Annotated in this window: 23 protein-coding genes, 1 pseudogene and 1 riboswitch; of the genes and pseudogenes, 13 read left to right on the top strand and 11 right to left on the bottom strand. The window is 60.1% G+C overall.

Annotated features, from left to right (window positions below; genetic code table 11):
• The first annotated feature begins 24 nt into the window (after positions 1 to 24).
• On the top strand, positions 25 to 2,034 hold the full coding sequence (locus tag KI617_RS18855) for a TonB-dependent receptor (protein WP_226448956.1): 2,010 nt from the start codon (positions 25 to 27) through the stop codon (positions 2,032 to 2,034).
• 171 nt (positions 2,035 to 2,205) lie between these two features.
• Entirely contained in the window at positions 2,206 to 4,482 is a 2,277-nt protein-coding gene (locus tag KI617_RS18850; protein WP_226448954.1) for an NADP-dependent malic enzyme, read from the top strand.
• A gap of 56 nt (positions 4,483 to 4,538) precedes the next feature.
• Here the strand turns inward: KI617_RS18850 and KI617_RS18845 are convergent, their stop codons facing one another.
• Together KI617_RS18845 and mpl are read right to left on the bottom strand one after the other, a co-directional pair.
• On the bottom strand, positions 4,539 to 5,120 hold the full coding sequence (locus KI617_RS18845; RefSeq protein ID WP_226448952.1) for an SCO family protein: 582 nt from the start codon (positions 5,118 to 5,120) through the stop codon (positions 4,539 to 4,541).
• Positions 5,117 to 6,463: a UDP-N-acetylmuramate:L-alanyl-gamma-D-glutamyl-meso-diaminopimelate ligase gene (gene mpl / locus KI617_RS18840; RefSeq protein ID WP_226448950.1), complete on the bottom strand. Its 1,347-nt coding sequence runs from the start codon at positions 6,461 to 6,463 to the stop codon at positions 5,117 to 5,119. Before mpl ends, KI617_RS18845 begins: the two co-directional genes overlap by 4 nt.
• A gap of 50 nt (positions 6,464 to 6,513) precedes the next feature.
• Here mpl and KI617_RS18835 point away from each other — a divergent pair, with 50 nt between their 5' ends.
• From KI617_RS18835 to KI617_RS18795, 9 genes and pseudogenes are all read left to right on the top strand, one after another.
• Complete coding sequence (locus tag KI617_RS18835) at positions 6,514 to 7,104, top strand: hypothetical protein (RefSeq protein WP_226448948.1); 591 nt, start codon at positions 6,514 to 6,516, stop codon at positions 7,102 to 7,104.
• Between the two features lie 39 nt (positions 7,105 to 7,143).
• Positions 7,144 to 7,623 (top strand): type II 3-dehydroquinate dehydratase, encoded by a 480-nt coding sequence (gene aroQ / locus KI617_RS18830; protein ID WP_226448946.1) that lies wholly within the window; start codon positions 7,144 to 7,146, stop codon positions 7,621 to 7,623.
• A 55-nt stretch (positions 7,624 to 7,678) separates the two neighbouring features.
• Positions 7,679 to 8,131: an acetyl-CoA carboxylase biotin carboxyl carrier protein gene (accB, locus tag KI617_RS18825; RefSeq protein WP_226448944.1), complete on the top strand. Its 453-nt coding sequence runs from the start codon at positions 7,679 to 7,681 to the stop codon at positions 8,129 to 8,131.
• A 10-nt stretch (positions 8,132 to 8,141) separates the two neighbouring features.
• Positions 8,142 to 9,500 carry an acetyl-CoA carboxylase biotin carboxylase subunit gene (gene accC, locus KI617_RS18820; RefSeq protein ID WP_226448942.1) on the top strand — a complete coding sequence of 453 codons (1,359 nt, stop codon included), beginning with the start codon at positions 8,142 to 8,144 and terminating at the stop codon, positions 9,498 to 9,500.
• 3 nt (positions 9,501 to 9,503) lie between these two features.
• Entirely contained in the window at positions 9,504 to 10,394 is an 891-nt protein-coding gene (gene prmA, locus KI617_RS18815; RefSeq protein ID WP_226448940.1) for a 50S ribosomal protein L11 methyltransferase, read from the top strand.
• The gene (locus tag KI617_RS18810) at positions 10,370 to 11,434 is read left to right on the top strand and encodes a DUF3426 domain-containing protein (RefSeq protein ID WP_226448938.1); all 1,065 of its coding nucleotides are present in this window, start codon (positions 10,370 to 10,372) and stop codon (positions 11,432 to 11,434) included. Before prmA ends, KI617_RS18810 begins: the two co-directional genes overlap by 25 nt.
• Positions 11,435 to 11,440: 6 nt before the next feature.
• Entirely contained in the window at positions 11,441 to 12,373 is a 933-nt protein-coding gene (locus KI617_RS18805) for a carbohydrate kinase family protein (protein ID WP_226448936.1), read from the top strand.
• 96 nt (positions 12,374 to 12,469) lie between these two features.
• Positions 12,470 to 13,222, top strand: coding sequence for a GNAT family N-acetyltransferase (locus KI617_RS18800; protein WP_226448934.1), 753 nt, complete (start codon positions 12,470 to 12,472; stop codon positions 13,220 to 13,222).
• A gap of 62 nt (positions 13,223 to 13,284) precedes the next feature.
• Positions 13,285 to 13,704, top strand: a pseudogene (locus tag KI617_RS18795) (lysophospholipid acyltransferase family protein); the annotation flags it as partial.
• 238 nt (positions 13,705 to 13,942) lie between these two features.
• Here the strand turns inward: KI617_RS18795 and KI617_RS18790 are convergent.
• The 4 genes from KI617_RS18790 to KI617_RS18775 form a co-directional block, all read right to left on the bottom strand.
• Positions 13,943 to 14,773, bottom strand: coding sequence for a symmetrical bis(5'-nucleosyl)-tetraphosphatase (locus KI617_RS18790; RefSeq protein ID WP_226448932.1), 831 nt, complete (start codon positions 14,771 to 14,773; stop codon positions 13,943 to 13,945).
• A gap of 39 nt (positions 14,774 to 14,812) precedes the next feature.
• The gene (gene glmS / locus KI617_RS18785; RefSeq protein WP_226448930.1) at positions 14,813 to 16,636 is read right to left on the bottom strand and encodes a glutamine--fructose-6-phosphate transaminase (isomerizing); all 1,824 of its coding nucleotides are present in this window, start codon (positions 16,634 to 16,636) and stop codon (positions 14,813 to 14,815) included.
• A gap of 63 nt (positions 16,637 to 16,699) precedes the next feature.
• Positions 16,700 to 17,707, bottom strand: coding sequence for an NAD-dependent epimerase (locus KI617_RS18780; protein WP_226448929.1), 1,008 nt, complete (start codon positions 17,705 to 17,707; stop codon positions 16,700 to 16,702).
• Positions 17,708 to 17,738: 31 nt separating this feature from the next.
• The gene (locus KI617_RS18775) at positions 17,739 to 18,509 is read right to left on the bottom strand and encodes a glycosyltransferase family 2 protein (protein ID WP_226448927.1); all 771 of its coding nucleotides are present in this window, start codon (positions 18,507 to 18,509) and stop codon (positions 17,739 to 17,741) included.
• 39 nt (positions 18,510 to 18,548) lie between these two features.
• Between KI617_RS18775 and waaC the strand changes: the two genes are divergently transcribed.
• Both waaC and waaA read left to right on the top strand, forming a co-directional pair.
• Complete coding sequence (gene waaC / locus KI617_RS18770; RefSeq protein WP_226448925.1) at positions 18,549 to 19,502, top strand: lipopolysaccharide heptosyltransferase I; 954 nt, start codon at positions 18,549 to 18,551, stop codon at positions 19,500 to 19,502.
• On the top strand, positions 19,502 to 20,761 hold the full coding sequence (gene waaA, locus KI617_RS18765; RefSeq protein ID WP_226448923.1) for a lipid IV(A) 3-deoxy-D-manno-octulosonic acid transferase: 1,260 nt from the start codon (positions 19,502 to 19,504) through the stop codon (positions 20,759 to 20,761). The genes waaC and waaA overlap by 1 nt, the downstream gene beginning before the upstream one ends.
• On the opposite strand, the gene KI617_RS18760 is transcribed toward waaA, so the two are convergent.
• The 5 genes from KI617_RS18760 to KI617_RS18740 are packed head-to-tail and all read right to left on the bottom strand — an operon-like array spanning position 20,727 to position 25,255.
• Positions 20,727 to 22,052: a TolC family outer membrane protein gene (locus tag KI617_RS18760; protein WP_226448921.1), complete on the bottom strand. Its 1,326-nt coding sequence runs from the start codon at positions 22,050 to 22,052 to the stop codon at positions 20,727 to 20,729. The genes waaA and KI617_RS18760 overlap by 35 nt on opposite strands.
• Before the next feature lie 7 nt (positions 22,053 to 22,059).
• Positions 22,060 to 22,383, bottom strand: coding sequence for a rhodanese-like domain-containing protein (locus KI617_RS18755; RefSeq protein WP_226448919.1), 324 nt, complete (start codon positions 22,381 to 22,383; stop codon positions 22,060 to 22,062).
• Entirely contained in the window at positions 22,383 to 23,036 is a 654-nt protein-coding gene (locus tag KI617_RS18750; RefSeq protein ID WP_226448917.1) for a protein-L-isoaspartate O-methyltransferase family protein, read from the bottom strand. The genes KI617_RS18755 and KI617_RS18750 overlap by 1 nt, the downstream gene beginning before the upstream one ends.
• A gap of 60 nt (positions 23,037 to 23,096) precedes the next feature.
• On the bottom strand, positions 23,097 to 23,744 hold the full coding sequence (locus tag KI617_RS18745; RefSeq protein ID WP_226448915.1) for a TetR/AcrR family transcriptional regulator: 648 nt from the start codon (positions 23,742 to 23,744) through the stop codon (positions 23,097 to 23,099).
• Between the two features lie 53 nt (positions 23,745 to 23,797).
• The gene (locus tag KI617_RS18740; RefSeq protein WP_226448913.1) at positions 23,798 to 25,255 is read right to left on the bottom strand and encodes a carbonic anhydrase family protein; all 1,458 of its coding nucleotides are present in this window, start codon (positions 25,253 to 25,255) and stop codon (positions 23,798 to 23,800) included.
• A gap of 123 nt (positions 25,256 to 25,378) precedes the next feature.
• Positions 25,379 to 25,474: riboswitch (TPP riboswitch) on the top strand.
• The last annotated feature ends 21 nt before the right edge of the window (positions 25,475 to 25,495 follow it).

The raw sequence follows: 25,495 nt of genomic DNA, 5'->3' as shown, positions 1-25,495 counted from the left end.
ATTAATTCATATTTGTTGGTCGCGATGACTGGCGTTCTGGCGCATGAATCGCCCGAGCTCTCCGCTGTCGAAGTCCGCGCCAGGGCCGAGAATCTGGAAGGTATTGCGGCTTCAGGCAGCGAAGGCGTGGTTTCCAGTCAGCGACTCGCTGCCGTGCCGATTCTTCGACCCGGCGAGGCGCTCGAAATGGTGCCCGGACTGATCGTCACGCAGCATGCCGGTGACGGCAAGGCCAACCAGTATTTTCTGCGCGGCTTCAACCTCGACCACGGCACCGATTTCGCGACCTACGTCGGCGGTGTGCCGGTCAATATGCCGACCCATGCGCACGGCCAGGGCTACACCGATCTCAATTTCCTGATTCCCGAACTGGTCGATCGGATCAGTTTCCGCAAGGGGCCGTATTTTGCCGAAGAGGGTGACTTCTCATCCGCTGGTGCGGCCCACATCGACTACTTTCGCAGCCTCGATGCGTCGCTGGTGCAGCTGACCATGGGCCAGAACGGCTATGCACGGAGCCTGCTGGCAGGTTCACCGGAATTGGGGGGCGGCCAACTACTTTACGGTTTGGAACTGTTCCACAACGACGGCCCGTGGGAAGTCGACGAGCACTACCGCAAACTAAACGGCGTGCTGCGCTACAGCCGGGGCAGCCGCAGCAACGGCTTTTCACTGACCGGCATGGCCTACCAGGGCCAATGGACGTCCACCGACCAGATCGCTCAGCGTGCCATCGACAGTGGCCAAGTCGGGCGTTTCGGCACGCTGGATCCAACGACCGGCGGTGAGACGCATCGCTACAGCCTGTCCGGTGAATGGGCTAAGCGCTGGGATGGCGCCCAGAGCAAGGCCAATGTCTGGTGGCTCAAGTCCGGTCTCGATCTGTGGTCCAACTTCCAGTATTGCGCCAGCAACGGCTGTCCGCCGGGTGACCAGTTCAAGCAGGCCGAGCGGCGACAAGCCGGCGGTTTTGCAGCATCGCACGCGATGTTCGACCGCTGGGGAGGCTTCGAGGTCGAAAACAGCATCGGGTTGCAGGGGCGGATCGATCACTTGAACCCGGTTGGGCTGTACTGGACAAGCGGCCGGCAGACGCAATCGACCGTGCGCGAGGACAAGGTCACCCAGCGCAGCCTGTCGCTGTGGGCGCAGAACGAAACGCGGTGGACTGAATGGTTCCGCTCGGTCCAGGGGCTGCGCGCCGATGCCTACGATTTCAACGTCGATTCCAGCCTCGCTGCCAACTCCGGCAAGGCCAGCGACCAGATGCTGACACCAAAGCTGGCACTGATCTTAGGGCCATGGAAAAAGACCGAGCTCTACTTGAACTACGGCCACGGCTTCCATTCCAACGACGCACGCGGCACTACCATCAAGGTCGATCCGAGCGATGGCGTGACGCCGGTGCAGGCCGTCAAGCCACTGGTCCGTACCAAAGGCTACGAGCTCGGCGTGCGTTCCGAGATTGTCTCTGGCTGGCAATCAACGCTGTCGTTGTGGCAACTCGATTCCGCCTCGGAGCTGCTCTTTGTCGGCGATGCCGGTACTACCGAGCCATCTCGCCCATCCCGTCGCTACGGCGTGGAATGGACCAATCTCTATGTGCTGGCCGACTGGCTGGCCATCGATGCCGACCTCGCCTGGTCGCATGCCCGTTTCCGCGATCACGATCCGCTGGTCGGCGACTACATCCCGGGGGCGGTGTCGACGACGGCCAATATCGGGCTCACCCTCGATCATCTCGGCCCGTGGTTCGGCGCCCTGCGCCTGCGCTATTTCGGCCCACGGCCCTTGATCGAGGACAACTCGGTGCGTTCGGGGGCGTCGGCACTGACCAACCTGCGTCTTGGCTACAAGATAGCGCCTCGCACGCAACTGGCCCTCGACGTCTATAACCTGTCCGACCGCAAGGTGAACGACATCGAATACTGGTACGACTCGCAACTGGCGGGTGAAGGGGCGGCCGTTTACGACCGTCACATCCACCCGACCGAGCCGCGCACCTTCCGGGTGACGGTATCGCACCGCTTCTGAGCGGCAAACGGCAGGCGGCGAAGCAGGTCAGGCTGCCCCGCGCCGCTGGCCATTGATCCGTCTCTCGGATATCACGTAATTTGTGCCGTAATTCATAATTACGCTTCCAGCGAATAAACCTTTGGAGTAACCTACAGGGTTTTCCCTATACCCGACTGCCAAGGAGAATCCGTGGAAAAGGATTTGCGCGAAGCCGCACTTGAATACCATCGCTGGCCCACCCCGGGCAAGATTTCCGTCCGCCCGACCAAGGGCCTGACCAACCAGCGCGATCTGGCGCTGGCCTACTCTCCGGGTGTTGCCGCTGCCTGCGATGCGATTGTTGAAGACCCGGCGACTGCCGCTTGGTACACCTCGCGCGCCAATCTGGTCGGTGTCGTCACCAACGGTACCGCCGTGCTCGGCCTCGGCAATATCGGCCCGCTGGCTTCCAAGCCGGTCATGGAAGGCAAGGGCTGCCTGTTCAAGAAATTCGCCGGTATTGACGTCTTCGACATCGAACTGGCCGAGAACGACCCGGACAAGCTGATCGACATGATTGCCGCCCTTGAGCCGACGCTCGGCGGTATCAACCTCGAAGACATCAAGGCGCCGGAGTGCTTCTATATTGAAGAGAAGCTCAAGGCGCGGATGAACATCCCCGTCTTCCACGATGATCAGCACGGTACCGCGATCATTTCCGGCGCCGCCATGCTCAATGGCCTGAAGGTCGTCGGCAAGAAGATCAACGAAGTCAAGGTGGTGGTTTCCGGTGCCGGCGCCGCCGCCATTTCGTGTGTGAATCTGTGGTGCGATCTCGGCGTCAAGCGCGAGAACATCACCATTTGTGACTCCAAGGGCGTCATCTACGTCGGCCGCCCGGGTGGCATGGACGAGACCAAGGCCCGCTACGCTCAGGACACCGACAAGCGTACCCTGGCCGACGCCATGGTTGGCTGCGATATTTTCCTCGGCCTTTCTGCTGCCGGCGTCGTCAAGCAGGACATGGTCAAGACCATGGCCGACAAGCCGATGGTCTTCGCGCTGGCCAACCCGACTCCGGAAATCATGCCGGAACTGGTCAAGGAAGTTCGCCCGGATGCGATCATCGCCACCGGCCGTTCCGACTACGTGAACCAGGTCAACAACGTGCTGTGCTTCCCGTTCATCTTCCGTGGCGCGCTCGACGTTGGGGCGACGCGCATTACCGAAGAGATGAAGATGGCTTCCGTGCGCGCCATCGCCGAACTGGCCGAAGCCGAAGTGACCGACGAAGTGGCCATGGCCTACCCGGGCGCCGATTTGTCCTTTGGCCCGGAATACCTGATTCCCAAGCCCTTCGATCCGCGCCTGATCGTCAAGATCGCGCCGGCGGTTGCGCAAGCTGCGATGGATTCGGGCGTGGCGACGCGTCCGATCACCGACTGGGCCGCCTACCGCGCCAAGCTGTCCGAATTCGTCTATCACACTGGCGTCGGCATGCGCGCCATCTTCCAGGCTGCCCGTCAGGCCAAGGGCAAGCGCGTCATCTTCTCGGAAGGTGAAGAAGAGCGCGTGTTGCGTGCCGTTCAGGTTGTGATCGAAGAAAAATTCGCCCGTCCGATCCTGATCGGCCGTCCGGATGTCATCGAGCGCCGTCTGGAAAAGGCCAAGCTGCGCATTAAGCCGGGTGTCGATTTCGACATCGTCAATCCGGAATCCGACGAACGCTACCGTGAGTGCTGGCAGGCTTACCACAAGCTGATGGTCCGCCGCGGCGTCACGCCGGGTATCGCCAAGGATGCCCTGCGCCGCAAGCCGACCGTGATCGGCGCCATGCTGCTCAAGCTCGGCTACGCCGACGGCCTGATCTGCGGCATGACCGGTCAGTACAGCCACCATTTGGGTGTGGTCCAGAACATCATCGGCAAGCGCAATGGCGTCAATACGCTGGCCGCGATGAACTACCTGATGTTGCCGGGCCGCTCGCTGTTCATCTGCGACACGCATGTGAACGAAAACCCGGGTGCCCAGGAAATCGCCGAAATGACGCTGATGGCGGCCGAGCAGGTCAAGCGCTTCGGCATGAATCCGAAGGTGGCGCTGTTGTCGCACTCCAACTTCGGCTCTTCAAGTTCCGAGTCGTCCCGCAAGATGAGTGTTGCTGCCGGCCTGATCGATGCGATGTCGGCTGGTGAGCTGGAAGTTGATGGCGAAATGCATGGTGACTCCGCGCTGAACGAAGACATCCGTCGTGAAGCCAATCCGGATTCGCCGCTCAAGGGTGAAGCCAATCTGCTGATCATGCCGAATATCGACGCCGCCAACATCAGCTACAACCTGATCAAGATGACCGGTGGCGAAGGCGTCACCATCGGCCCCGTCCTGTTGGGTGCTGCCCGGCCGGTGCATGTCATGACTGCGACGGCAACGGTTCGTCGTCTGGTCAACATGACGGCGCTGGCTGTGGTCGAGTCGATGGAGCGCTGATTGCCAACCCGCTGCGGCGGGTCCGATAAAAAACCGCCGGTCAGTCCGGCGGTTTTTTATTGCCCGGCCAGCAGCAAACGCAGGTCCGCGGAAATATCCTCGATACTGGCGTTCTCGGCCAGATATAGCCGAAGCCGCCCATCCGGGCCGAAGACGTAGGCACCCGCGCTGTGGTCGAGCACGTAGCCCATACTGCCCGGAACCTCTTTTTTGATGCTGGTAACGCGAAAGTTGCGCGTAATTTCGGCGATTTTGCCGACGTCGCCGGTCAGGCCGAGAAAGCTGGGGTGGAACCAGGGTACGTATTCGCACAGACGTTCCGGTGAATCGCGTTCAGGGTCCAGGCTGACAAAAATGACCTGAATGCGCCCGGCGTTCATGTCAGCTTGCTGCATCAGCGTGGCGAATTTGGCCAGTGCCGTCGGGCAGATATCCGGACAACTGGTGTAGCCGAAAAACAGGATTGCCACCTTGCCGAGAAAATCGGCGAGTTTTCGTGGGCGGCCGTAGCAATCGTTCAGCGCTAGCTCGCCGCCGATTTTCTTGCCGGTGATGTCCGTGTTACGGAAAACTGGCGCCTGATCGCAACCTGCCAAGAGCAGGGGCGCTGCAATCAGCAGGCGCCGCCGACTGATCATTCGGCCAGTGCGGCCAGCAATTTGCCGTGGATGCCGCCAAAGCCGCCGTTGCTCATGACCAGAATATGGTCGCCCGGTTGTGCGGCAATGACGATCTGGTCGACCAGTCGATCCAGGTTTTCTTCGACGATGGCGCGTTCGCCCATCGGCGCCAGTGCCTCGTGGGCATCCCAACCCAGATTGCCGGCGTAGCAGAAGGCCGCATCAACTTCGCGCAGGCTGTCCGGTAGTTGCGATTTCATCGTGCCCAGCTTCATGGTGTTCGAGCGTGGCTCCAGCACGGCGAGGATGCGGGCCTTCCCCACCTTGCGGCGCAGGCCGGCAACGGTGGTGGCGATGGCTGTCGGATGGTGGGCGAAATCATCGTAAACAATGACGCCGCGGACTTCTCCGCGCACTTCCATGCGTCGTTTGACATTGACGAAGCGCGACAGCGCATCCAGTCCATGGGCCAGTGAGACGCCGACATGGCGGGCGGCGAGCAAGGCGGCACAGGCGTTGGCGCGGTTATGTTCGCCGGAGAGGTTCCAGCGTGTCCGGCCAATCACACCCTCCGGGCCATGCAGTGCCAACTCCCCCCGAGCATCGTCGCCGGTGACGCGATAGCCGGCTGGATCGTTGAAGCGTTCAACCGGTGTCCAGCAGCCACGTTCAAGTACGCGGTCAAGGCTGGCTTCGGCAGCGTTGGAAACGATCAGTCCGGATTGCGGCAAGGTGCGCACGAGATGGTGGAATTGCGTTTCAATGGCTGCCAAATCGCTGAAGATGTCAGCGTGATCGAATTCCAGGTTGTTCAGGACAACCGTCCGCGGCCGGTAGTGAACGAATTTGGAACGCTTGTCGCAGAAGGCGGTGTCGTATTCATCGGCTTCGATGACGAAGAATGGCGTGTCACCCAGGCGGGCCGAAACTCCAAAATTCAGCGGCACGCCGCCGATCAGGAAGCCGGGCGCCATGTTGGCGTCTTCCAGAATCCAGGCCAGCATCGAGGCGGTGGTCGTCTTGCCGTGTGTGCCCGCAACACCAAGCACCCAGCGACCCTGCAGCACATTCTCGGCCAGCCATTGTGGGCCGGAAACGTAGGGCAGCCCCTTATCGAGAATGGCTTCGAGTAGTGGATTGCCGCGTGAAATGGCGTTGCCGATGACGAACATGTCGGGGGCAAGCGCGAGCTGGGTCGGGTCGAAACCTTCAATCAGTTCGATGCCGGCGCCGCGCAGCTGGTCGCTCATCGGCGGATAGACATTGGCATCGCAGCCGGTGACTTTGTGGCCGGCGTCGACCGCCAGTTGTGCGACGCCACCCATGAAGGTGCCGCAGATGCCGAGAATATGAATGTGCATTTCAGATCGAGCCGTTAGAATGGGGACGATTTTACCTTGATCGAGTCCCCATGACCCGTCATGAAAAGCAACGCCCGAGTACCGGTATCCGGGCCAGCATCGCCAGCGCCGCCGCTCGCCTGATGGCCGAGGATGGCATTACCGACTATCACCACGCCAAGAAGAAGGCCGCCCGTCAACTGGGGGTGCCCGAACATTCGGCGTTTCCCGATAATGCTGAGGTCGAGGCCGAATTGCGCGCCTATCGGACGCTTTACCAGGGCGAGGATCACGTCGAGCTGATCGCCGCCTTGCGCCATACCGCGCTGGAACTGCTCGACCTGCTGGCTGATTTTCAGCCTTACCTCACGGGTTCCGTGCTGGATGGAACGGCGGGCGAGCATTCGCATATCGACATCCTGCTTTTTGCCGATAGCGCCAAGGAAGTCGAGATCTTCCTGCTCAACCGCGGGATCGATGTTTCCCATGTCGAAGCGCGTAATGAACGGGTCGAGGCCGTGCTGCAAATGGAAACGGATACGGCGGATGCCAATCTGGTGATCTTGCCGCCGCACATGGAGCGGGTCAGTATGAAGCATCGTGATGGTCGTCCGCATGAGCGTATCCGGGCCGATGCCCTGCGTGCCCTGTTAAATGAATAGACTGGACAAAATGTTGCCATTTGCGGCAAACTTGCAGCTATGACGAAGCGAAAAACTGCTTCCAAGTCGGTCGAAAAGCCCCGCGTTCTGGTAATGCACGGGCCGAATCTGAACCTGCTTGGCACCCGTGAGCCGGAGCATTATGGCCGGGTTACCCTGTCGGATATCAACATGGCGCTGGCCCGCATGGCCGAAGGCGCCGGCGTTGAGTTGGAGTCCTTCCAGAGCAACCATGAAGGTGCGTTGATTGAGCGTATCCATGCGGCTCGTGATCAGGGCGTGCGCGCCATCATCATCAATCCGGCGGCCTATACGCATACCAGCGTGGCGTTGCGCGATGCGCTGGCGGCTGTTTCGATTCCGTTTGTCGAGGTGCATCTTTCCAATGTGCATGCCCGGGAGCCATTCCGGCATCACTCGTATTTTTCGGACCTGGCTGTCGGCGTCATCTGCGGGCTAGGTCATGAGGGCTACTTGCTGGCCCTCGAATACTTGCTTAACAAGCTTAATATTGAATAGTCTGGCTTCGGCCAGCTTCTTGCACCCAACGGGCGCAAAACAGAAGGGAGTCTCCATGGATCTGCGTAAACTCAAGAAACTTATCGACCTCGTTCAGGAATCCGGTATTTCCGAACTGGAAGTGACCGAAGGCGAAGAAAAGGTTCGTATCGCCAAGCATTACGGTGCTGCCGTCGCCGCGCCGCAGCAGTACTACGCCGCACCGCCGCCGATGGTGGCCGGTGCGCCGGCTGCTTCGACGGTCAATCTCGATGACGAAGATGAACTGCCGGAAGGCCACGTCGTCAAGTCTCCAATGGTCGGTACTTTCTACCGCTCGCCGTCGCCGGGTGCCGAGGCATTCGTGCAAATCGGCCAGAGCGTCAAACAGGGCGAAACCCTGTGCATCATCGAAGCGATGAAGCTGCTCAACGAAATCGAAGCCGATGCCTCGGGCGTGGTCAAGGCCATCCTTCTCGATAACGGCGAACCTGTCGAATTTGGCGAACCGCTGTTCGTGATCGGCTGAGCGGCCCATCATGTTTGAAAAAATCCTCATCGCCAACCGCGGCGAAATCGCGCTGCGTATCCAGCGCGCCTGCCGCGAGCTTGGCATCAAGACTGTGGTCGTGCACTCCGAGGCCGACCGTGACGCCAAGTACGTCAAACTGGCCGACGAGTCGGTCTGTATCGGCCCTGCGTCTTCTGCGCTCAGCTACCTGAACGTTCCGGCGATCATTTCAGCGGCGGAAGTCACCGATGCCCAGGCCATTCACCCAGGCTACGGTTTCCTGTCCGAGAATGCCGATTTCGCCGAGCGCGTCGAGACTTCCGGCTTTGTCTTTATCGGCCCCAAGGCAGAAACCATTCGCCTGATGGGCGACAAGGTGTCGGCCAAGGATGCGATGAAAGTAGCCGGTGTGCCCTGTGTTCCCGGTTCTGAGGGCGAGTTGCCGGACGACCCGAAGGAAATCGTCAAGATCGCCCGCGCAGTGGGTTATCCGGTGATCATCAAGGCGGCGGGTGGTGGCGGTGGTCGCGGCATGCGCGTCGTGCACACCGAGGCTGCATTGGTTAACGCCGTCGCGATGACCAAGCAGGAGGCCGGCAGTTTCTTCGGCAATCCGGCGGTCTACATGGAAAAGTACCTGGAAAACCCGCGTCACGTGGAAATCCAGGTGCTGGCCGACCAGCATGGCGGCGCGATCTACCTCGGTGAGCGCGACTGCTCCATGCAGCGCCGCCATCAGAAGGTGATCGAAGAGGCACCGGCACCGCACATTGCGCCGCGCCTGATCAACCGTATTGGCGAGCGTTGTGCGGAAGCCTGTCGCAAGATCGGCTACCGTGGCGCGGGCACCTTTGAGTTCCTGTACGAGAACAACGAGTTCTATTTCATCGAAATGAACACCCGTGTTCAGGTCGAGCATCCGGTGACCGAGATGATTACCGGTGTCGATATTGTGCAGGAACAGATTCGCGTCGCCTTTGGCGAGAAGCTGCGCTACAAGCAGAAAGAGATCGTCTGTCGCGGCCATGCCATCGAATGCCGCATTAACGCCGAAGATCCCTTCACGTTTGTGCCATCTCCCGGCAATATCGCATTTTATCACCCGCCGGGTGGCCCGGGGATTCGCGTCGATTCGCACATCTACCAGGGCTACAAGGTGCCGTCGCATTACGACTCGATGGTTGCCAAGGTGATCTCCTACGGAGATACCCGCGAGCAGGCCATTCGCCGCATGCGCATTGCCTTGTCCGAGATGAGCATTCAGGGTATTAAGACCAACATTCCGCTGCACCAGGAACTGATGCAGGACGCCCGGTTCATTGAGGGCGGCACAAGTATCCACTACCTTGAACAGAAACTCGCCGACAAGGGCGAAGTGAAGGTTTAAGCGATGGGCTGGCAAAACGTCAGTTTCCTGACCGATGTGTCGCATGCCGAGCCGATGTGCGACGCGCTTCTCGAGGCTGGAGCCCTGTCGGCCAGCATCGAGGATGCCGATGCGGGAACGCCGGATGAGCAGCCGCAGTTCGGTGAACCGGGTTCGGTTAACACGCCGGGCTGGATGCATTCGCGCGTAGTTGTCCTTCTGGAACCGGATGCCGATATCGAGGCGCTCCTCACTGAAGCAGGGGCGGCCATCGGGCTGACCGAGCTTCCTGCGTATTCGGTTGAGAATGTGGCTGAGCAGAACTGGGTCCAGCTGACCCAGTCGCAGTTTGATCCTATCCGGGTCTCGGAACGCCTGTGGATTGTTCCCTCCTGGCATGAAACGCCCGATCCGGCTGCGGTTAACCTGATTCTCGACCCCGGCATGGCTTTCGGGACTGGCTCGCACCCGACCACCCGGCTTTGTCTGGAATGGCTGGAGCGCAATGTCTCCGAGGCTTGCACCGTGCTTGATTACGGCTGTGGCTCAGGCATTCTGGCCATTGCTGCGGTGCGCCTGGGGGCCGGCCATGTCGCTGGTGTCGATATCGATCCGCAGGCCGTCGAGGCCGCGCGTGCGAACGCTGAGCGCAATGGCGTGACAGCGTTGTTTGCCGACTCGGCGACACCGGTCGCTGGCGAATACGACGTGGTTGTCGCCAATATCCTGTCCAATCCCTTGCGTGTGCTCGCGCCGGCCATTTGTGCGCACGTCCGCTCGGGTGGCAAGTTGGCCTTGTCCGGCATTCTGCGTGAGCAGATCGACGAAATCGTCGCCATCTACGCGCAGTGGATTCCGCTGCAAGTGGCCGATGTGCGTGAAGACTGGGTATGTCTGGCCGGGATCAAGCCCTGATGCGGACTCGCTGCCCGGATTGCGGCACGGTTTTCCGGGTCACATCCGAGCAGTTGCGTCGCAAGGCCGGCAAGGTCCGTTGCGGACATTGCCAGTCCGTCTTCAATGCGTTTGATCAATGGCAATCTGACACCGACGAGCCGGAAGTCAGTTTGCAGGCGCCCGAGGTAGAAACCCTGCCTGTCGAGCAACTGCAGACTGAGCCGGAAGCAGTTCCTGAACAACCGCTAGTCGAACCTGAAGCGGAGTTGGCGGAACAATTCGAGACTTTGGTCGATGAGCCGTCTGAAGAGGTGATTGAATCCCTGCCGCTTGAGATCATCGACAGCGAAGCGCCCGCCGGGCCAACCGAGCTGACGGTGCCCAGCGAGGCCGAGTTCGAAGGCATGCCGAGGGAAGCTCCCCGCGACGATGCGCTGCCCGAAAATAGTCAGGAAACTCCCGAAGAGTCGACCCAGGCAGCCCGTGATGCCGGCCTTGTTGCCGCGCGGGAGCTGAATGATACGACGGCCTACAATCGCTGGGCCGCCGGAACGCTGGCCAGCGACGGTCTGGGTGGGTTTGGCGGCGAGCCTGCCAAGCGGACGATCTGGCCTTTTGTGCTGGTTTCAATACTGTTGATCGTCGCTTTGCTTGGGCAATTGCTCTACTACTTCCGTACCGAGATCGTGTTGCGGATGCCGAGCGTCGCAGGCCTCTATGAACTTGCTTCAGTTGATATTCCGCTGCCGCGCAATCCGGCGCTGGTTTCCATCGAAACCTCCGACCTGCAATCCGACAATGCCCGTGGCCTGTTCGTGTTGCAGGCAACCCTGAAAAACCGGGCCGATCACGCCCAGGCCTGGCCGGCGCTTGAACTGAGCCTGACCGACACCAACGATTCTGTTGTTTCCCGGCGGGTGATGTTTGCCGCTGAATATCTTCCTCCCGGAACCACCTCCGATGCTTTCCCGGCGAATGGCGAAGTTGCCGTCCGATTGTGGATCGAGGCCAAGGAAATCGGTGCCTCCGGCTATCGCCTTTACATTTTCTATCCCTGATTCCCCATGACAACACTGATCTGCGGTTCCCTGGCTTTTGACAACATCATGGTCTTTCCGGACCGCTTCAAGAACCACATCCTGCCTGAGCAGATCCACATCCTGAATGTGGCCTTCCTGGTTCCCGAGATGCGCCGTGAATTCGGTGGCTGTGCCGGCAATATTGCCTACAACCTGATGCTGCTCGGCGGCGAGCCGATGATCATGGCCACCGTGGGTGACGATGCGGCGCCCTATCTCGATCGTCTCGACAAGCTCGGCCTGTCGCGTAGCCATGTTCGCCAGATTGGCGGCAGCTTCACGGCGCAGGCTTTCATCACGACCGATCTCGATGACAACCAGATCACGGCCTTCCATCCGGGGGCGATGACTTTTTCACATCTGAACAAGGTTCAGACTGCCAATGCCAAGCTCGGTATCGTCGCCCCGGATGGTCGCGAGGGCATGATGCAGCACGCCCGAGATTTTGCCGATGCCAACGTGCCCTTCATCTTCGATCCGGGCCAAGGCCTGCCGATGTTCAACGGTGATGAACTGCTCGATTTCATCCAGCTGGCCGATTACGCCTGCTTCAATGATTACGAGGCCAAGCTGCTCTGTGATCGCACGGGTCGTAGTCTCGAACAGCTAGCCGGTAATTTGAAGGCCCTGATCGTGACCCGTGGTGGCGAGGGTTCGGAAATCTACGCCGGTGGCGTGCGCCACGATATTCCTTGTGTTGCGGCCGATGAAATTCTCGACCCGACCGGCTGCGGCGATGCCTACCGTTCCGGCCTGCTCTACGGTATTGCCAACGGTTTCGACTGGCCGACGACCGGTCGTCTGGCTGCGGTGATGGGCGCGATCAAGATCGCCCATCGCGGTGGCCAGAACCACCAGCCGAGCCGCGAAGAAATTGCCGAGCGTTTCCAGAAGGCCTTCGGCACGCTGCCCTGGTAAGTCATTCCGGAATGAAACATCGCTGTCATTTTTGGGCAAAGCGCTTGTAACAAGGCTCATCCAGACTTGTTCTCCACGAAGACAAGGAGAACAAAGATGGAAAATATCCATAAGGCTGCGGGTCGCAGCCGTCCCGAAAAGAAGAGTCTGGCTGTCGGCTTTGCCCGCAGCCAGAGCGATATTCTTGACGCACAGCGCCTGCGCTATCGCGTGTTTGCCGGCGAAATGGGCGCCAATCTGCCGAGCCGTACGCCTGGCGTCGATCACGATATTTATGATCCGTATTGCCAACACCTCGTTGTGCGCGATACGCAGACCAGCGAGATCGTTGGTACCTACCGCATCCTGACGCCGGAAAGTGCACGTCAGGTGGGTTACTACTCCGAAAACGAATTCGACCTGACCCGCCTGCAGCACCTGCGTTCGCGCCTGGTTGAAATCGGCCGCTCCTGCGTTCATCCGGACTACCGGACCGGTGCAACGATCACCCTGCTCTGGTCTGGCCTGGCCCAGTTCATGGTCGAGAATAGCTATGACTACCTGATGGGCTGTGCCTCGATCAGCATGGCTGATGGCGGGCATGCTGCGGCCAGCTTGTATAATCGTCTGGCTGCCGATCACCTCGGGCCGCAGGAATATCGCGTCTTTCCGCGTTGTCCGCTGCCATTGGCTGCCCTGCAGCAGGATCGCCCGGCCGAAACGCCGCCGCTGATCAAGGGCTACCTCCGTGCGGGCGCCTGGATCTGTGGTGAGCCGGCATGGGATCCTGATTTCAATACCGCTGACCTGCCGATCCTGATGCCGATGGCCAAGGTTTCCGGTCGTTACGCCAAGCACTATCTGGGATAAGTAGCCTGAACCAAACCAATTTAGCGATTCGCACCTTCCGGATTTTTCGTATCGCCCTGCTGGTGATCAGCGGGGCGCTCTTTTCGCTGTGCGTCTTTCCGCTTTGCAGCGACCGCAAGCGTCTGGCTCTGAAAGCCAGTTGGTCGGCCGCCTTGCTTGATGCCCTCGGAGTCGAGGTCGAGGCCGATCTGACGCATGCCGTTCCCGGCGCGCTGCTCGTCGCCAACCATATTTCGTGGATCGATATCTACGTGATCAACGCTGCGTTGCCTGCCGCCTTCGTCTCGAAGGAAGAGGTACGCCACTGGCCGCTGATCGGCTGGCTGGCCGCAAAGAACGATACGGTCTTCCTGCGGCGGGGTAGCCGTGGTCACGCGAAAGTCATCAATGAGCAAGTGGCGACAATTCTCGATCAGGGAAAGCACGTGGCCGTTTTTCCTGAAGGAACCACGACCGATGGCCGCAGCCTGCTGCATTTTCATGCGGCACTGATTCAGCCGGCGCTGGCTGCCGGCCGGCCGGTGCTACCGGTAGCGATTTCCTATTGGGAACTTGATGGTCAGCGTAGTCTGGCGCCGCGCTACGATGGCGACATCTCCATGGGCCAATGTACCTCGGCAATTCTCGGCCGCAAGCGCCTGATTGCCCGACTGGTGACCACACCGCTGCGCGGCCTGAATGGTGAGGATCGCAAGCAGGTGGCGGCAGAGGCGCGCGAAGCTATCGCTTTAGCGGCAGGGCTTCCGTTGGCGAGCAATCTACCTGAAACACCTGACGGTCTTCCAGCCGAACAGCCGTCAGATGTCCGCCCCACAAGCATCCGGAGTCGAGTGCCAACAACTTTGGCGTGATCTTCAGGCCGAGTGCCGACCAGTGGCCAGTGACCAGCACCGATTCAGCGCTTTTCCTGCAAGGCAGGTCAAACCAGGGTAGATGGCCGGCGGGAGCGTTCGACAGCTTGCCCTTGACCTTGAATTCCATGATGCCGTCCAGCGTGCAAAAACGCATCCGGGTCATCGCATTGACGATGACGCGCAAGCGGGCCCAGCCGGAGAGCTTGTCCGACCAGCCGGCCGGTTCGCTGCCCCACAGATTCAGGATAAATTCGCGGAAATCCGGCCCTTGCAGCGTTGTTTCGACTTCGCGGGCCAGTTCGCGGGCGCGCGAAGCTGTCCATTGCGGCAGCAGCCCGGCATGAACGAGGCAGTACTCGCCTTCGGTGTGGCAGATCGGCTGATGACGCAACCAGTCGAGTAACTCGGTGCAATCCGGTGCATCAAGGATTTCCTGCAACGTGTCGTCCTTGCCACGAAACTTGGCGCCACCTTCGGCGACCATCAGCAGGTAGAGGTCGTGATTGCCGAGAACGGTCAAGGCGGCCGGCCCCAGTGATTTGATCAGGCGCAGCGTTGCCAGCGATTTCGGACCGCGATTGACCAGATCACCGACCAGCCAGAGGCGGTCGCTGGCGGGGTCGAAGGCGCAGCGTTCCAGAAGCCGCTGCAGAGAGTCGTAGCAGCCCTGAATGTCGCCGATGGCGTAAGTGGCCATGTTTTAGATATTCGCTGTTAGTCGTTAGCTGCTAGCGGGTTATTCCACGGTGACCGATTTGGCCAGATTACGCGGTTTGTCGACGTCGGTACCCTTGACCAAAGCAGCGTGGTACGACAGCAGTTGTAGCGGAATAACGTGCAGGATCGGCGACAGCTCGCCATAGTGTTCCGGCAGGCGCAGGATGTGCACGCCTTCCGATTCTGGAATTTCGGAGTCGGCGTCGGCAAAGACATACAACTCACCGCCGCGCGCCTGAACTTCTTTCAGGTTCGACTTCAGCTTGTCGAGCAACTGATCGTTGGGGGCGACGGAAATGACTGGCATGTTGGCATCGACCAGCGCCAGCGGGCCATGCTTCAATTCACCGGCCGGGTAAGCCTCGGCATGGATGTAGGAAATTTCCTTGAGCTTCAGGGCGCCTTCCATGGCGATCGGGTAGTGGCGACCGCGACCGAGGAACAGGGCGTGATGCTTGTCGGCAAAGCGCTGGGCCCACACCTTGATTTCGTCTTCAAGCTCAAGCACCTTGTTGACGGCCACCGGCAGGTGACGTAACTGGTCGATGAAGGCGCTTTCCTGATCCTGAGTCAGACGATCCTTGACCTTGGCCATGACCAGCGTCAGCAGGAAGAGCGCAGCGAGTTGTGTGGTGAAGGCCTTGGTCGAGGCAACACCGATTTCCGGGCCGGCACGGGTGATGAAGCGGAGTGCGCATTCGCGGACGATGGCGGATTCAGGTACGTTGCAGATAGCCAGGGTCTTGGTCTGGCCAAGCGACTTGGCGTGACGCAGGGCGGCCAGCGTGTCGGCGGTTTCACCGGACTGGGAGATAGCGACAATCAACTGGCGCGGGTTGGCGACGGAGGTCCGGTAGCGGTATTCGCTGGCGATTTCGACGGTGCACGGTACGCCAGCGATGGCTTCGAGCCAGTAACGGGCGGTGTAGCCGGAATGGCTGCTGGTGCCGCAGGCCAGAATGAGGATGGAGTCTACATCGGCGAGCAAGTTGGCGGCTTCGGCGCCAAAAATGCCGGGCTGGATGGTCTTGCTGCCACCGACGATCTCCAGCGTGTTGGCCAGTGCTTCCGGCTGTTCGAAAATTTCCTTCTGCATGTAGTGCTGGTAGTTCCCAAGCTCGACCGCGGCGGCCGACAACTGGGAAACATGCACCGGGCGTTCGACCGGTGTGCCATCCAGGCGGGTGATCCTGACGCTGGCCGCAGTCAGCTCGGCAATGTCGCCATTTTCCAGATAGACCATGTTGCGGGTGACTTGCAGCAGGGCCGAGGCGTCGGAGGCAGCGTAGTTGCCGCTGTCGGAGACGCCAAGCAGGAGCGGCGAGCCTTCGCGGGAAACAATGACCTTGCCCGGCTGGGTATGGTCGATGACTGCGATGGCGTAGGCGCCGATCAGGCGCTGGCAGGCAAGTTGCACGGCCTTGAACAGATCGGGCTCACGCTTCAGGGTCGCCTGGATCAGGTGGGCGATGCTCTCGGTGTCGGTGTCCGAGGTGAACACATAGCCCTGGGCGCTCAGTTCGGTGCGCAGGGATTCGTAGTTCTCGATGATGCCGTTGTGGACGACGGCGATGGAACCGGAAACGTGCGGGTGGGCATTGCGCTCGCAAGGGACGCCATGGGTTGCCCAACGGGTGTGGGCGATGCCGGTGACGGACTGGGTCGATGCCGAGGCGGTTTCGAGTTCCGCCACGCGGCCGACCGAGCGGACCCGTTCGATGTTGTTGGCGGCAATGACCGCCAGCCCGGCCGAATCATAGCCACGGTACTCAAGCTTCTTCAGCCCTTCGACGAGAACGGGAACGATGTTGTTGCCGGCTGCTGCCGCGACGATGCCACACATAGTAGTTGTTTGTTTCTGGTTGGAGGTTAGAGGAAGGGATCGCTAATAAACAGTGACTAGCAATTAGATGCTGTAATACTCGCGATACCAGGCGATGAATCGGCCGACGCCTTCCTGCACGGTGGTGCCGGGGACGAAACCGACCCAGTCGTTGAGCAGATCGGTGTTGGCGTAGGTGGCCGGGACATCGCCATCCTGCAGGGGCAGCAAGCGTTTCTCGGCCTTCATGCCTAGCGCGCTTTCAATCGCACCGATGAAGTCGAGCAACTGTACCGGGTTATTGTTACCGATATTAAACACCCGGTATGGGGCGTTGCTGGTCGCCGGGTCGGCGGCAATCGGGTCATAGTCGACATTGGCTGCCGCATTGCGATCCATGACGCGGATGACGCCTTCGACGATATCGTCGACATAGGTGAAATCGCGTTTCATGTTGCCGTGGTTGAACACGTCGATTGGCCGGCCTTCGAGGATGGCCTTGGTGAACAGGAAGAGCGCCATGTCCGGGCGGCCCCACGGGCCATAGACCGTGAAGAAGCGCAGGCCGGTCGTCGGCAGGCCGTAGAGGTGGCTGTAGGTATGCGCCATCAGCTCGTTGGCCTTCTTGGTGGCCGCGTACAGGCTGACCGGGTGATCGACGCTGTCGTGTTCCGAGAACGGCATCTTGGTGTTGCCGCCATAGACGCTGGAGCTGGAGGCGTAAACCAGATGCTGAACCTTGTTGTGGCGGCAGCCTTCGAGGATGTTGATGAAGCCGACCAGGTTGCTGTCGACGTAGGCATGCGGGTTCTGGATCGAGTAGCGAACGCCGGCCTGGGCGGCGAGGTGGATGACCTTGTCGAATTTCTCGTCGGCAAACAGCTTTTCCATGCCGGCCCGGTCGCCCACGTCGAGCTTGACGAAGCGGAAGCCGGGGAGCGCGGTCAGGCGCTTCAGGCGGTTTTCCTTGAGCGACACTTCGTAGTAGTCGTTCATGTTATCGAGGCCGACGACTTCATCACCGCGGGCGAGCAGGCGGAGCGAAGTAGTCATACCGATGAATCCGGCAGCACCGGTCACAAGAATTTTCACGAAATCACCTTAAGGGAAGAGTCATAAGATTTTACTGCAGTGCAGCATTTGATCGCTGTTTTTCAAGCAGCTTGGCATATTTCATGAAGCTGTTGAAGCAGCCGATGGCAATGTGAATCAGCCCGGGCAGGCCATCGCGAAAGCCTTGGCGGATCAGGTAAAACTTGATGAAACGGATGATCGGGCTGAAAGCCAGGCGGGCAAAAGAGGCCCGCTTGCCGGCGGCCAGTGCCATGTCGGCGGCCAGCGAGGTGTAGCGGTTCTGCTTGCTCAGGTAAGTGGCCAGGGATTCGGCCGAGTCATGCAGCAGGTCGCCATTCAGCGTGTCGACGCGGCCATTGGCGACGACTTTTTCATGCACTGCGTCATCAGACCAGCGTGCCTGGCGGCGATCGAACAGGCGCAGCGACCAATCCGGGTAGCCTTCGCCGTACTTCAGGTAGCGGCCCAGGAAGCGGTTGCAGCGGGCAAAGCGGAAGGCGGCTGGTGATGGGTTCTGCAGCGCGTTTTCGATAGCGGCTTGCAGTTCCGGGCTCAGCTGTTCATCGGCATCCAGACAGAGTACCCAGTCGTGCTTGGCGGCTTCGACGGCAAACTGCTTTTGCGGCCCGAAACCCAGCCATGCCTGCTCAATGACTCGGGCACCATATCGTTCAGCCAGAGCTTGTGTGCCATCCGTGCTGCCGGAATCGACGACAACGATTTCATCGGCAAAGCGTACGCGCTTCAGGCAGTCTTCCAGTTGGGAGGCTGCATTGAGCGTGATGATGGCAACGGAAAGCGGCTGGCGCGTGGCGGGCATTTATAATTGCAGCTTCGAAAGCAGTGATTTTATCCGCCGATGCGCATTCTGATCGTGAAAACTTCCTCGCTCGGCGACGTCATCCATAATTTGCCGGTGCTCAGCGACATTCGGCGGCACTTTCCGGATGCCGAGATCGATTGGTGTGTTGAAGAGAGTTTTTCTGCCATTCCGCGACTGCATCCCGGCGTTGGGACGATTATTCCCGTCGCCATCCGGCGCTGGCGGAAGAACCTGCTGAAGGCTGCGACCTGGCGGGAGATTGCCGAATTTCGGCGTCTCTTGCAGGTTTGTGCTTACGATGCCGTGGTCGACACGCAAGGCTTGCTCAAGAGTGCGCTGATCGCCAGCCAGGCGACCGGGCCTGTCCTTGGCTATGCGGCAGACTCGGCCCGGGAGCCGCTTGCAGCGCGCTGCTATGACCGTCGTTTTCACGTTTCGCGGGAACTGCACGCCGTCCTACGCAATCTTCGTCTGGCTGGAGCGGCGCTGGGCTATACCGCAGCATCTGAACCCGACTACGGTATCGAGGCTCATGCCGCAGGATTCGACTGGTTGCCGCATCGACCTTATGTCGTTTTCCTGACGGCGACCAGCCGCGATGACAAGCTGTGGCCGGAAGCGAACTGGCTGGCTTTGGGGCAGCGTTTGAATTCCCTGGGCCTGAGCGCCGTACTGCCCGGTGGCAGCGTTGTCGAACGGGAACGAGCTAGCCGACTGGCAGCCGGGATTCCCGGCGCGGTGGCGGCACCATCGATGAACATTCCCGATCTGGCCTCGCTGCTCGCTGGAGCGAGGGCTGCCGTCGGTGTCGATACCGGCCTGACGCATCTGGCGGTGGCCTTGAAAGTGCCTACGGTGGCCCTTTATACCGCGACCGATCCCGGCCTGACGGGGGTTCTTGGGGCCGGTTTCTATCGCAATCTCGGCGGCCAGGACCAGAACCCTTCGCCCGACGCCGTGCTCGGCGAATTGCAAGTGGCGCTTGGCTGATGGCGCGTATCGCCTACTCGCTGCTGCTTTACCTGATTACGCCGTTGATCTGGCTGCGCCTGCTGTGGCGTGGCCGCAAGCAACCCGAGTATCTGCAAAATCTTGGCGAGCGTTACGGTTTCTATCGGCAGCCTGTTCCGGCCAAACTGATCTGGGTGCATGCCGTGTCAGTGGGCGAAACCCGTGCCGCCCAGCCCTTGATCGAAGGGCTGCAGGCTCGCTGGCCGGGTTATCGGGTCTTGCTGACCGGCATGACGCCGACTGGAAGGGCAGCGGGGCTGGAGGTCTATGGCGACAAGGTCATACAGGCTTATCTGCCCTATGACTACCCCGGTGCTGTGGCTCGATTTCTGCGCCACTTCTCACCGGCTTTCGGTGTGTTGATGGAGACCGAGATCTGGCCCAACCTGCTGGCGGGGGCGCAACGGCATGGCGTCCCGGTCGTGCTGGCCAATGCGCGCCTGTCGGTTCGTTCCGCCCGTGGCTATGGTCGTTTTTCGGCCTTGCTTGGTCCGGCATTCGCGTCGTTGAGTGGCGTGGCAGCACAGACCAGTGGGGATGCTGAACGGATCGCTGCTTTGGGGGCGCCGACGGTCGAAGTCTGCGGCAACCTGAAGTTCGATGTCACGCCTTCGGCCGAAAAGATTGCGCTGGGTCAGGCATGGCGACAGGCGATCGGCCATCGACCGGTCTGGCTGGCTGCCAGCACGCGTGAAGGTGAGGAGGCGTTGGTGCTGGAGGCTTGGCGCCGCGTAAATATTCCGGATGCCTTGCTGGTGCTGGTGCCGCGGCATCCCCAGCGCTTCGACGAGGTCGCAGATATTCTGAGGCAGCAAGGCATTCGCACGTCACGGCGCAGCGCTGGTCTGCCGGCACCGGATGCGCAGGTCTGGCTTGGCGACAGCATGGGCGAGATGGCCGCCTACTTCACGCTGGCTGACTTGTCCTTCATCGGCGGCAGTTTGCTGCCGCTGGGCGGGCAGAACCTGATCGAAGCAGCAGCCTGCGGCTGTCCGGTGATCGTCGGGCCGCATACCTTCAATTTCCTGCAGGCCACTGACGATGCCATTGCCGCCGGTGCGGCGCAGCGCGTCGATAGCCCGGAAGCACTAGGGCTTGCAGTCGAACGTCTGTTAAAAGAAAAATCTGAATTGGCGGCAATGCGCGCTGCGGCCAGCGCGTTTGCCTGCGCCCATCAAGGCGCAGCCGGGCGGATGCTGACGCTTATTGAGCGCTGGACGGGTCGAGCAGGGCGTTGATCTGGGCAACGTCGTCTTCGCCCAGTGAGCCGGTTGCCGCCTTCAGGCGCAGTTGCGACATCAGCGTATCCAGCGTGGCCTTGGCCAGGTCGCGTCGAGTCACGTAGACCTGATTTTCAGCATTCAGCACGTCGATGTTGATGCGCACGCCGACTTCGTAGCCGAGCTTGTTCGATTCCAGTGCCGATTGCGATGAAACCAGCGCAGCCTTCAGGGCTCTGACCTGAGCCAGCCCATTGGCCACACCCAGATAGTATTGCTGGGCGGAAAGCGCGGCACCGCGGCGTGCGGTTTCAAGCGCGGACTGTGCGGCGCTGCGGTTGGCAGCCGCTTCACGTTGGCGTGAAACGGTCAGGCCACCGTGAAACAGCGGAATGTTGACCTGAATGCCGATATTCTTGAAATCGGTGTCATAGACGCCAAAAGTCGAGGCGTAGTTCTTCGAATACCCCTGGTTGGCAACCAGGTCTACGGTCGGGTAGTGTCCGGCCCGTTGCTTGTCGACCTCGCGTGCAGCAATTTCAGCGTTGGCTTGCTGAACTTGCACGGTGATGCTGTCTTTCTCGGCGGCCGCGACCCACTGTTTCATGTCGTTGGGCTGCGGGGGGGTCAGTTCGGCATCCTTGCGGGTTGTTGCGAGGGGGCCGGCTTCCTTGCCGATGATGGCCTGCAAGGCACGTTGCCGAATTTCATAATCGCTTTCAGCAGCGATTTCCTGAGCGTTCGCCAGATCGTAACGGGCTTGCGCCTCGTGCGTATCGGTAATGGTCGCGGTGCCGACTTCAAAATTCTTCTTGGCTGACTCAAGCTGCTGAGCAATGGCGGTCTTGTTGGCGCGCACTGCCTTCAGGTTTTCGACGGCATAAACCACGTCGAAATAGGCCTGGGAAACGCGCAGGATCAGATCCTGGCGAGCCTGGACGAAATTGGCTTCAGCCTGGGCTACCTGCAGCTTCGATTGGTCGTAGGAAACCCAGTTTTGCCAGCGGAACAGCGGCTGGCTGAGCGTCAGCTGGTAGCCGTTGGAGTTGTAATGCGGCTTGGCGATGGTCGGGCCATTGTGGGTTGAGATTTCATTCTCGTTCCACACGGTGTTACCGGACAAGGTCAGGCTGGGCAACAGCCCGGCGCGGGCCTGTGGCGACTTCTCGCGCCCGGCATCGAGGGTCGAGCGGGCAGTGGCAAAGGTCGGATCGTTATCCTGAGCTTCGCGATAGACCTGCATCAGGTCAGCCGCGAAGAGCGGGGAGGCGAACAAGGGCGAAACGATCAACCAGGCGAGTTTTTTCATGCCTTCCTCAATAACGACGCATGTTCGGGTCGACTTCGCCTGCCCAGGCCTCGACACCGCCCATCAGGTTGTACACAGCACCAAAGCCCTTGCGTTCAAGAAACATGGCGACCTGCATGCTGCGGCCGCCGTGATGGCAGATAACGACGATATCCTGACCGGAGTCGATTTCATCGCAGCGCGTCGGGACCAGATGCATGGGGATGTGCTGCGAACCAGACAACTGGCAGAGCTCAAGTTCCCACGGTTCGCGCACATCGAGCAGAACGGGGTTGGGCCGGGCTTCGTCGGCCAGCCATTCTGCCAGTTGTTGAGCGCGAACCTGTTTCATCAGAAGGTGAAGCTGGCCTTGGTTTCGGTACCGTCAAGAGCAGGAATGACGGTTTCGAACAGGTTGACGGTGTTATAGATGCCGTCACCCGTACAGGTGATCAGCTGGGCTTCCATGACCGGTGCTTCGCCAACGACCACGGCCAAACGGCCACCAACGCGCAGTTGCTTGAGCAGCGAGGCGGGAACGCTCGGCAGCGAACCGGAGACGACGATGGCGTCGTAGGGGCCGCGCTGCGACCAGCCTTCGGCGCCGTTGCCGATTTCGACGGTGGCATTGGCGACACCGGCACGCTCAAGGTTTTCCTTGGCGATGGCAGCCAGTTCGGGGCGAGATTCGATGGTGACCACATGCTCGGCGCGGGCGGCCAGCAGGGCAGCCATGTAACCGCTGCCGGTACCGATTTCGAGAACCTTGTCGGTCTTCTTGAGCACCAGTTCCTGCAGCATTTTGGCTTCGATCTTCGGTGCCAGCATGACCTGACCGCCGCCCAGCGGGATTTCCATGTCGGCGAACGCGAGGTTGCGATAGGCCGGGGGGGTGAAGTCTTCGCGCTTGACGACGAAGAGCAGGTCGAGAACCTGCGGATCCAGAACCTCCCAGGGCCGGATCTGCTGTTCGATCATATTGAAGCGCGCTTGCTCGATGTTCATTTGGGTCTCCGCAGGCAGAATATTAGCACAAGCTAATATATTGGTTCCGACAAATCAAAATTATACCTGACTCTCTTTTTCCAGCCTGCGCAAACCTTGCCGCAGGATATCCATGTGGATCTGCAGATAATGCTGCGGATCGGTTTGGCTGCCCTGGCAGCAATTCATCGAATAACGCCAGATCAACAGCATCAGAATCGGCGCGATGAGTACGTCAATCGTCGTTTCAACGTCCATCTGGCGGAATTCACCGCTCTCCATGCCGCGGCGCAGCGTCGATCCGACCAGCGCACGGCTGCGGTTGATGACATTTTCGTAATAGAAAGTAGCCAGTTCAGGGAAGTTCCGGGCTTCGGCCACCATCAATTTTGGAATACCGGCGAAAGTGGTCTGGCCGATCTTGGTCCACCAGTTGTCGAGCAGTTTTTCCAGCAGGTCAAAACTGGTGCTGGTGTGTTTGGCGGCGATGGCCTCGTTTTCGGCAATGATCGGGATGACGCCTTCCTGAATTACCGCCTTGAACAGCGCTTCCTTGTTCTCGTAATAGAGGTAGAGCGTCCCCTTCGAGACCCCGGCTTGGGCCGCGACATCTTCCAATCGGGTGGCAGTGAAGCCTTTTTCGACGAATTGATGGAGGGCTGCACCAAGAAGTTCCGACGGGCGGGCTTCCTTGCGGCGTTTTCGGGGGAGGGGGGGGGCTGCGAGCATGGGTAAATTAATGACTTGTTGGTCATTAATTTACCACCGGGCTTCATTTCAGGTCAACGGCCTTCCTTGATCAGGCGTCCGCCAGCGGGCTGGATCGGCCGGGCGTTGTTTTTGTACAAGCGGCTGAAAATATTGATCTGATCCTGTGAAACCTGCACCGGCTGTTTCATGACCAGCCACAACACCCCTTCGGAGCACGGTGGCGTGGTCAGCGAGCCCATGTAGGTGTAGTAGCTACGGGTGGCCGGCAGCAGCGTGTTCAGGTCGACCGTCGCGGTCGGCGGGGCGACCGGCATGTTCTTTTCCAGCGGCATGTTGTTCCACAGCGTCTGGATGAAGGGGTTTTCGGTGCCACGTTCAAGCAGCACGGCGACAACGGCGAGTTGCCCTTCATCGGACTTGTGCACCAGATGAACGACCATGTCGAAGCGTTGGCCGTTCACCTTTTCTTCGGATGGACGGTGAAAGTGGAACTGGACCAGTTCGTAAGTTTTACCGGTCAGTGAAATCGACCCTTCGCCTACTTCGACCTGAACGGTATGGCCGTTGTCCACGATCCTGAAGGTGGAGGGCTGGTATTTGAACTTGATCGGTTCGAGGTCGACCTTGATGCCATCCTTGATGTCGATCGGAGACTGACGCTCGCCGATGGCGCAAACCTTGTTCTTGGGGTCGAGATTCGACCAGTTTTCCGGGGCGCCGGCGCCATCGTAGGCCCAGTGAATGTGGGCATGCTGGGTGGCAGCCTGAGTGTGCGTCAACTCGAGCATGTAGCCCTCCGCCTTGGCGGGCTTTCTGGCTTTTTGTGCCGGGGCCGGGGCGGTGTGTACGACGATGGTTGCGGCTTTCGTCGGTGCTGCTGCCTTGGCCGGCGGCGCCTCCTTGGTTGGGGTGTGGGCCGGAGCGGGGGCGGCTTCCTTGCTGCTTTCCATGGCCGCCTTCAGGTTCGGGCGGATCGAAGGAATTGCCGCATGCTCGGCCTCCTTGGCCGGTGCATCGCTAGCCTTGATAGCTGCCGGCTTTTCAGCCTTGGCCATTTCCTTCTTGAGCATTGCTTCGTTGGCTGCCTTCAGTTCGCCGGCAGCTTCATTGGCTTTCTTGGCCAGTTCGGCCGGACTTTCCTTGGGCGGGCGGCAGACTTCGCGCAATACCTTGTCGTCCAGCGTGCCAGTGCGTACCGGCAGCTCGGCACCCTTGATTTCCTCTTCGCGGATGATGTCGGTTTCGTTCTTCTTGAAAATGCGTTTGATCGTATTGGCGTTGCGCGTGTTGCAGTCGTAGCGGGTAATTGCCTCGATCACCCGATAGCCGGCGCCGGACTTGGCATCTGTCAGCTCTTTTTCGAGGACGACGCGCCCTTGGGCCTGAACGGTGTTGCCATCGCGCTTCAGGCTGGTGCGATCGATCTCGATGCGCTTGCCGGGTTCGGAGGATATCGTTTGCCAGGTTGGGGCGGCTGAAGCAACCCATGGCAGGGCGGCCAGCAGGCTGGCGATGATCAGGTGGCGCATCTTGATTCCCTCATTTTTCTTTAGCATTCCGCGGCTTGTCGGTGATATTTCGGCCAATTTCTGAAAATCTTGAGCGCGGTTTGTCATTCCTTGCATTTTGCCTGTATTTCCAGTAACTTGCAGCCCACTCGTTAGGGGTGCCCGCCAGCAAGCGGGCTGAGAAAAACCCTTCGAACCTGACCGGGTCATGCCGCGCTAGGGAAACGAACTCTGTTGTTGGAACCAGATCGCTCCTTGCCC

Origin of the sequence: Ferribacterium limneticum (genome assembly GCF_020510625.1) — a bacterium.
In the GTDB taxonomy this organism is placed as follows: domain Bacteria; phylum Pseudomonadota; class Gammaproteobacteria; order Burkholderiales; family Rhodocyclaceae; genus Azonexus; species Azonexus limneticus_A.
The sequence above is the reverse complement of the archived record's forward strand: the minus strand, read 5'-3'. Positions and strand labels throughout refer to the sequence as shown.

Excerpts from the sequence above, each read along its gene's own strand:
- aroQ (WP_226448946.1), top strand. The coding sequence starts at position 7,144 with ATGACGAAGCGAAAAACTGCTTCCAAGTCGGTCGAAAAGCCCCGCGTT.
- KI617_RS18775 (WP_226448927.1), bottom strand. The coding sequence starts at position 18,509 with ATGCCCGCCACGCGCCAGCCGCTTTCCGTTGCCATCATCACGCTCAAT.
- KI617_RS18855 (WP_226448956.1), top strand. The coding sequence starts at position 25 with ATGACTGGCGTTCTGGCGCATGAATCGCCCGAGCTCTCCGCTGTCGAA.
- KI617_RS18800 (WP_226448934.1), top strand. The coding sequence starts at position 12,470 with ATGGAAAATATCCATAAGGCTGCGGGTCGCAGCCGTCCCGAAAAGAAG.
- KI617_RS18745 (WP_226448915.1), bottom strand. The coding sequence starts at position 23,744 with ATGCTCGCAGCCCCCCCCCTCCCCCGAAAACGCCGCAAGGAAGCCCGC.
- mpl (WP_226448950.1), bottom strand. The coding sequence starts at position 6,463 with ATGCACATTCATATTCTCGGCATCTGCGGCACCTTCATGGGTGGCGTC.
- waaA (WP_226448923.1), top strand. The coding sequence starts at position 19,502 with ATGGCGCGTATCGCCTACTCGCTGCTGCTTTACCTGATTACGCCGTTG.
- KI617_RS18760 (WP_226448921.1), bottom strand. The coding sequence starts at position 22,052 with ATGAAAAAACTCGCCTGGTTGATCGTTTCGCCCTTGTTCGCCTCCCCG.
- KI617_RS18805 (WP_226448936.1), top strand. The coding sequence starts at position 11,441 with ATGACAACACTGATCTGCGGTTCCCTGGCTTTTGACAACATCATGGTC.
- KI617_RS18740 (WP_226448913.1), bottom strand. The coding sequence starts at position 25,255 with ATGCGCCACCTGATCATCGCCAGCCTGCTGGCCGCCCTGCCATGGGTT.
- KI617_RS18755 (WP_226448919.1), bottom strand. The coding sequence starts at position 22,383 with ATGAAACAGGTTCGCGCTCAACAACTGGCAGAATGGCTGGCCGACGAA.
- KI617_RS18835 (WP_226448948.1), top strand. The coding sequence starts at position 6,514 with ATGACCCGTCATGAAAAGCAACGCCCGAGTACCGGTATCCGGGCCAGC.
- KI617_RS18790 (WP_226448932.1), bottom strand. The coding sequence starts at position 14,773 with ATGGCCACTTACGCCATCGGCGACATTCAGGGCTGCTACGACTCTCTG.
- KI617_RS18810 (WP_226448938.1), top strand. The coding sequence starts at position 10,370 with ATGTCTGGCCGGGATCAAGCCCTGATGCGGACTCGCTGCCCGGATTGC.
- accB (WP_226448944.1), top strand. The coding sequence starts at position 7,679 with ATGGATCTGCGTAAACTCAAGAAACTTATCGACCTCGTTCAGGAATCC.
- accC (WP_226448942.1), top strand. The coding sequence starts at position 8,142 with ATGTTTGAAAAAATCCTCATCGCCAACCGCGGCGAAATCGCGCTGCGT.
- prmA (WP_226448940.1), top strand. The coding sequence starts at position 9,504 with ATGGGCTGGCAAAACGTCAGTTTCCTGACCGATGTGTCGCATGCCGAG.
- waaC (WP_226448925.1), top strand. The coding sequence starts at position 18,549 with ATGCGCATTCTGATCGTGAAAACTTCCTCGCTCGGCGACGTCATCCAT.
- KI617_RS18750 (WP_226448917.1), bottom strand. The coding sequence starts at position 23,036 with ATGAACATCGAGCAAGCGCGCTTCAATATGATCGAACAGCAGATCCGG.
- glmS (WP_226448930.1), bottom strand. The coding sequence starts at position 16,636 with ATGTGTGGCATCGTCGCGGCAGCAGCCGGCAACAACATCGTTCCCGTT.
- KI617_RS18845 (WP_226448952.1), bottom strand. The coding sequence starts at position 5,120 with ATGATCAGTCGGCGGCGCCTGCTGATTGCAGCGCCCCTGCTCTTGGCA.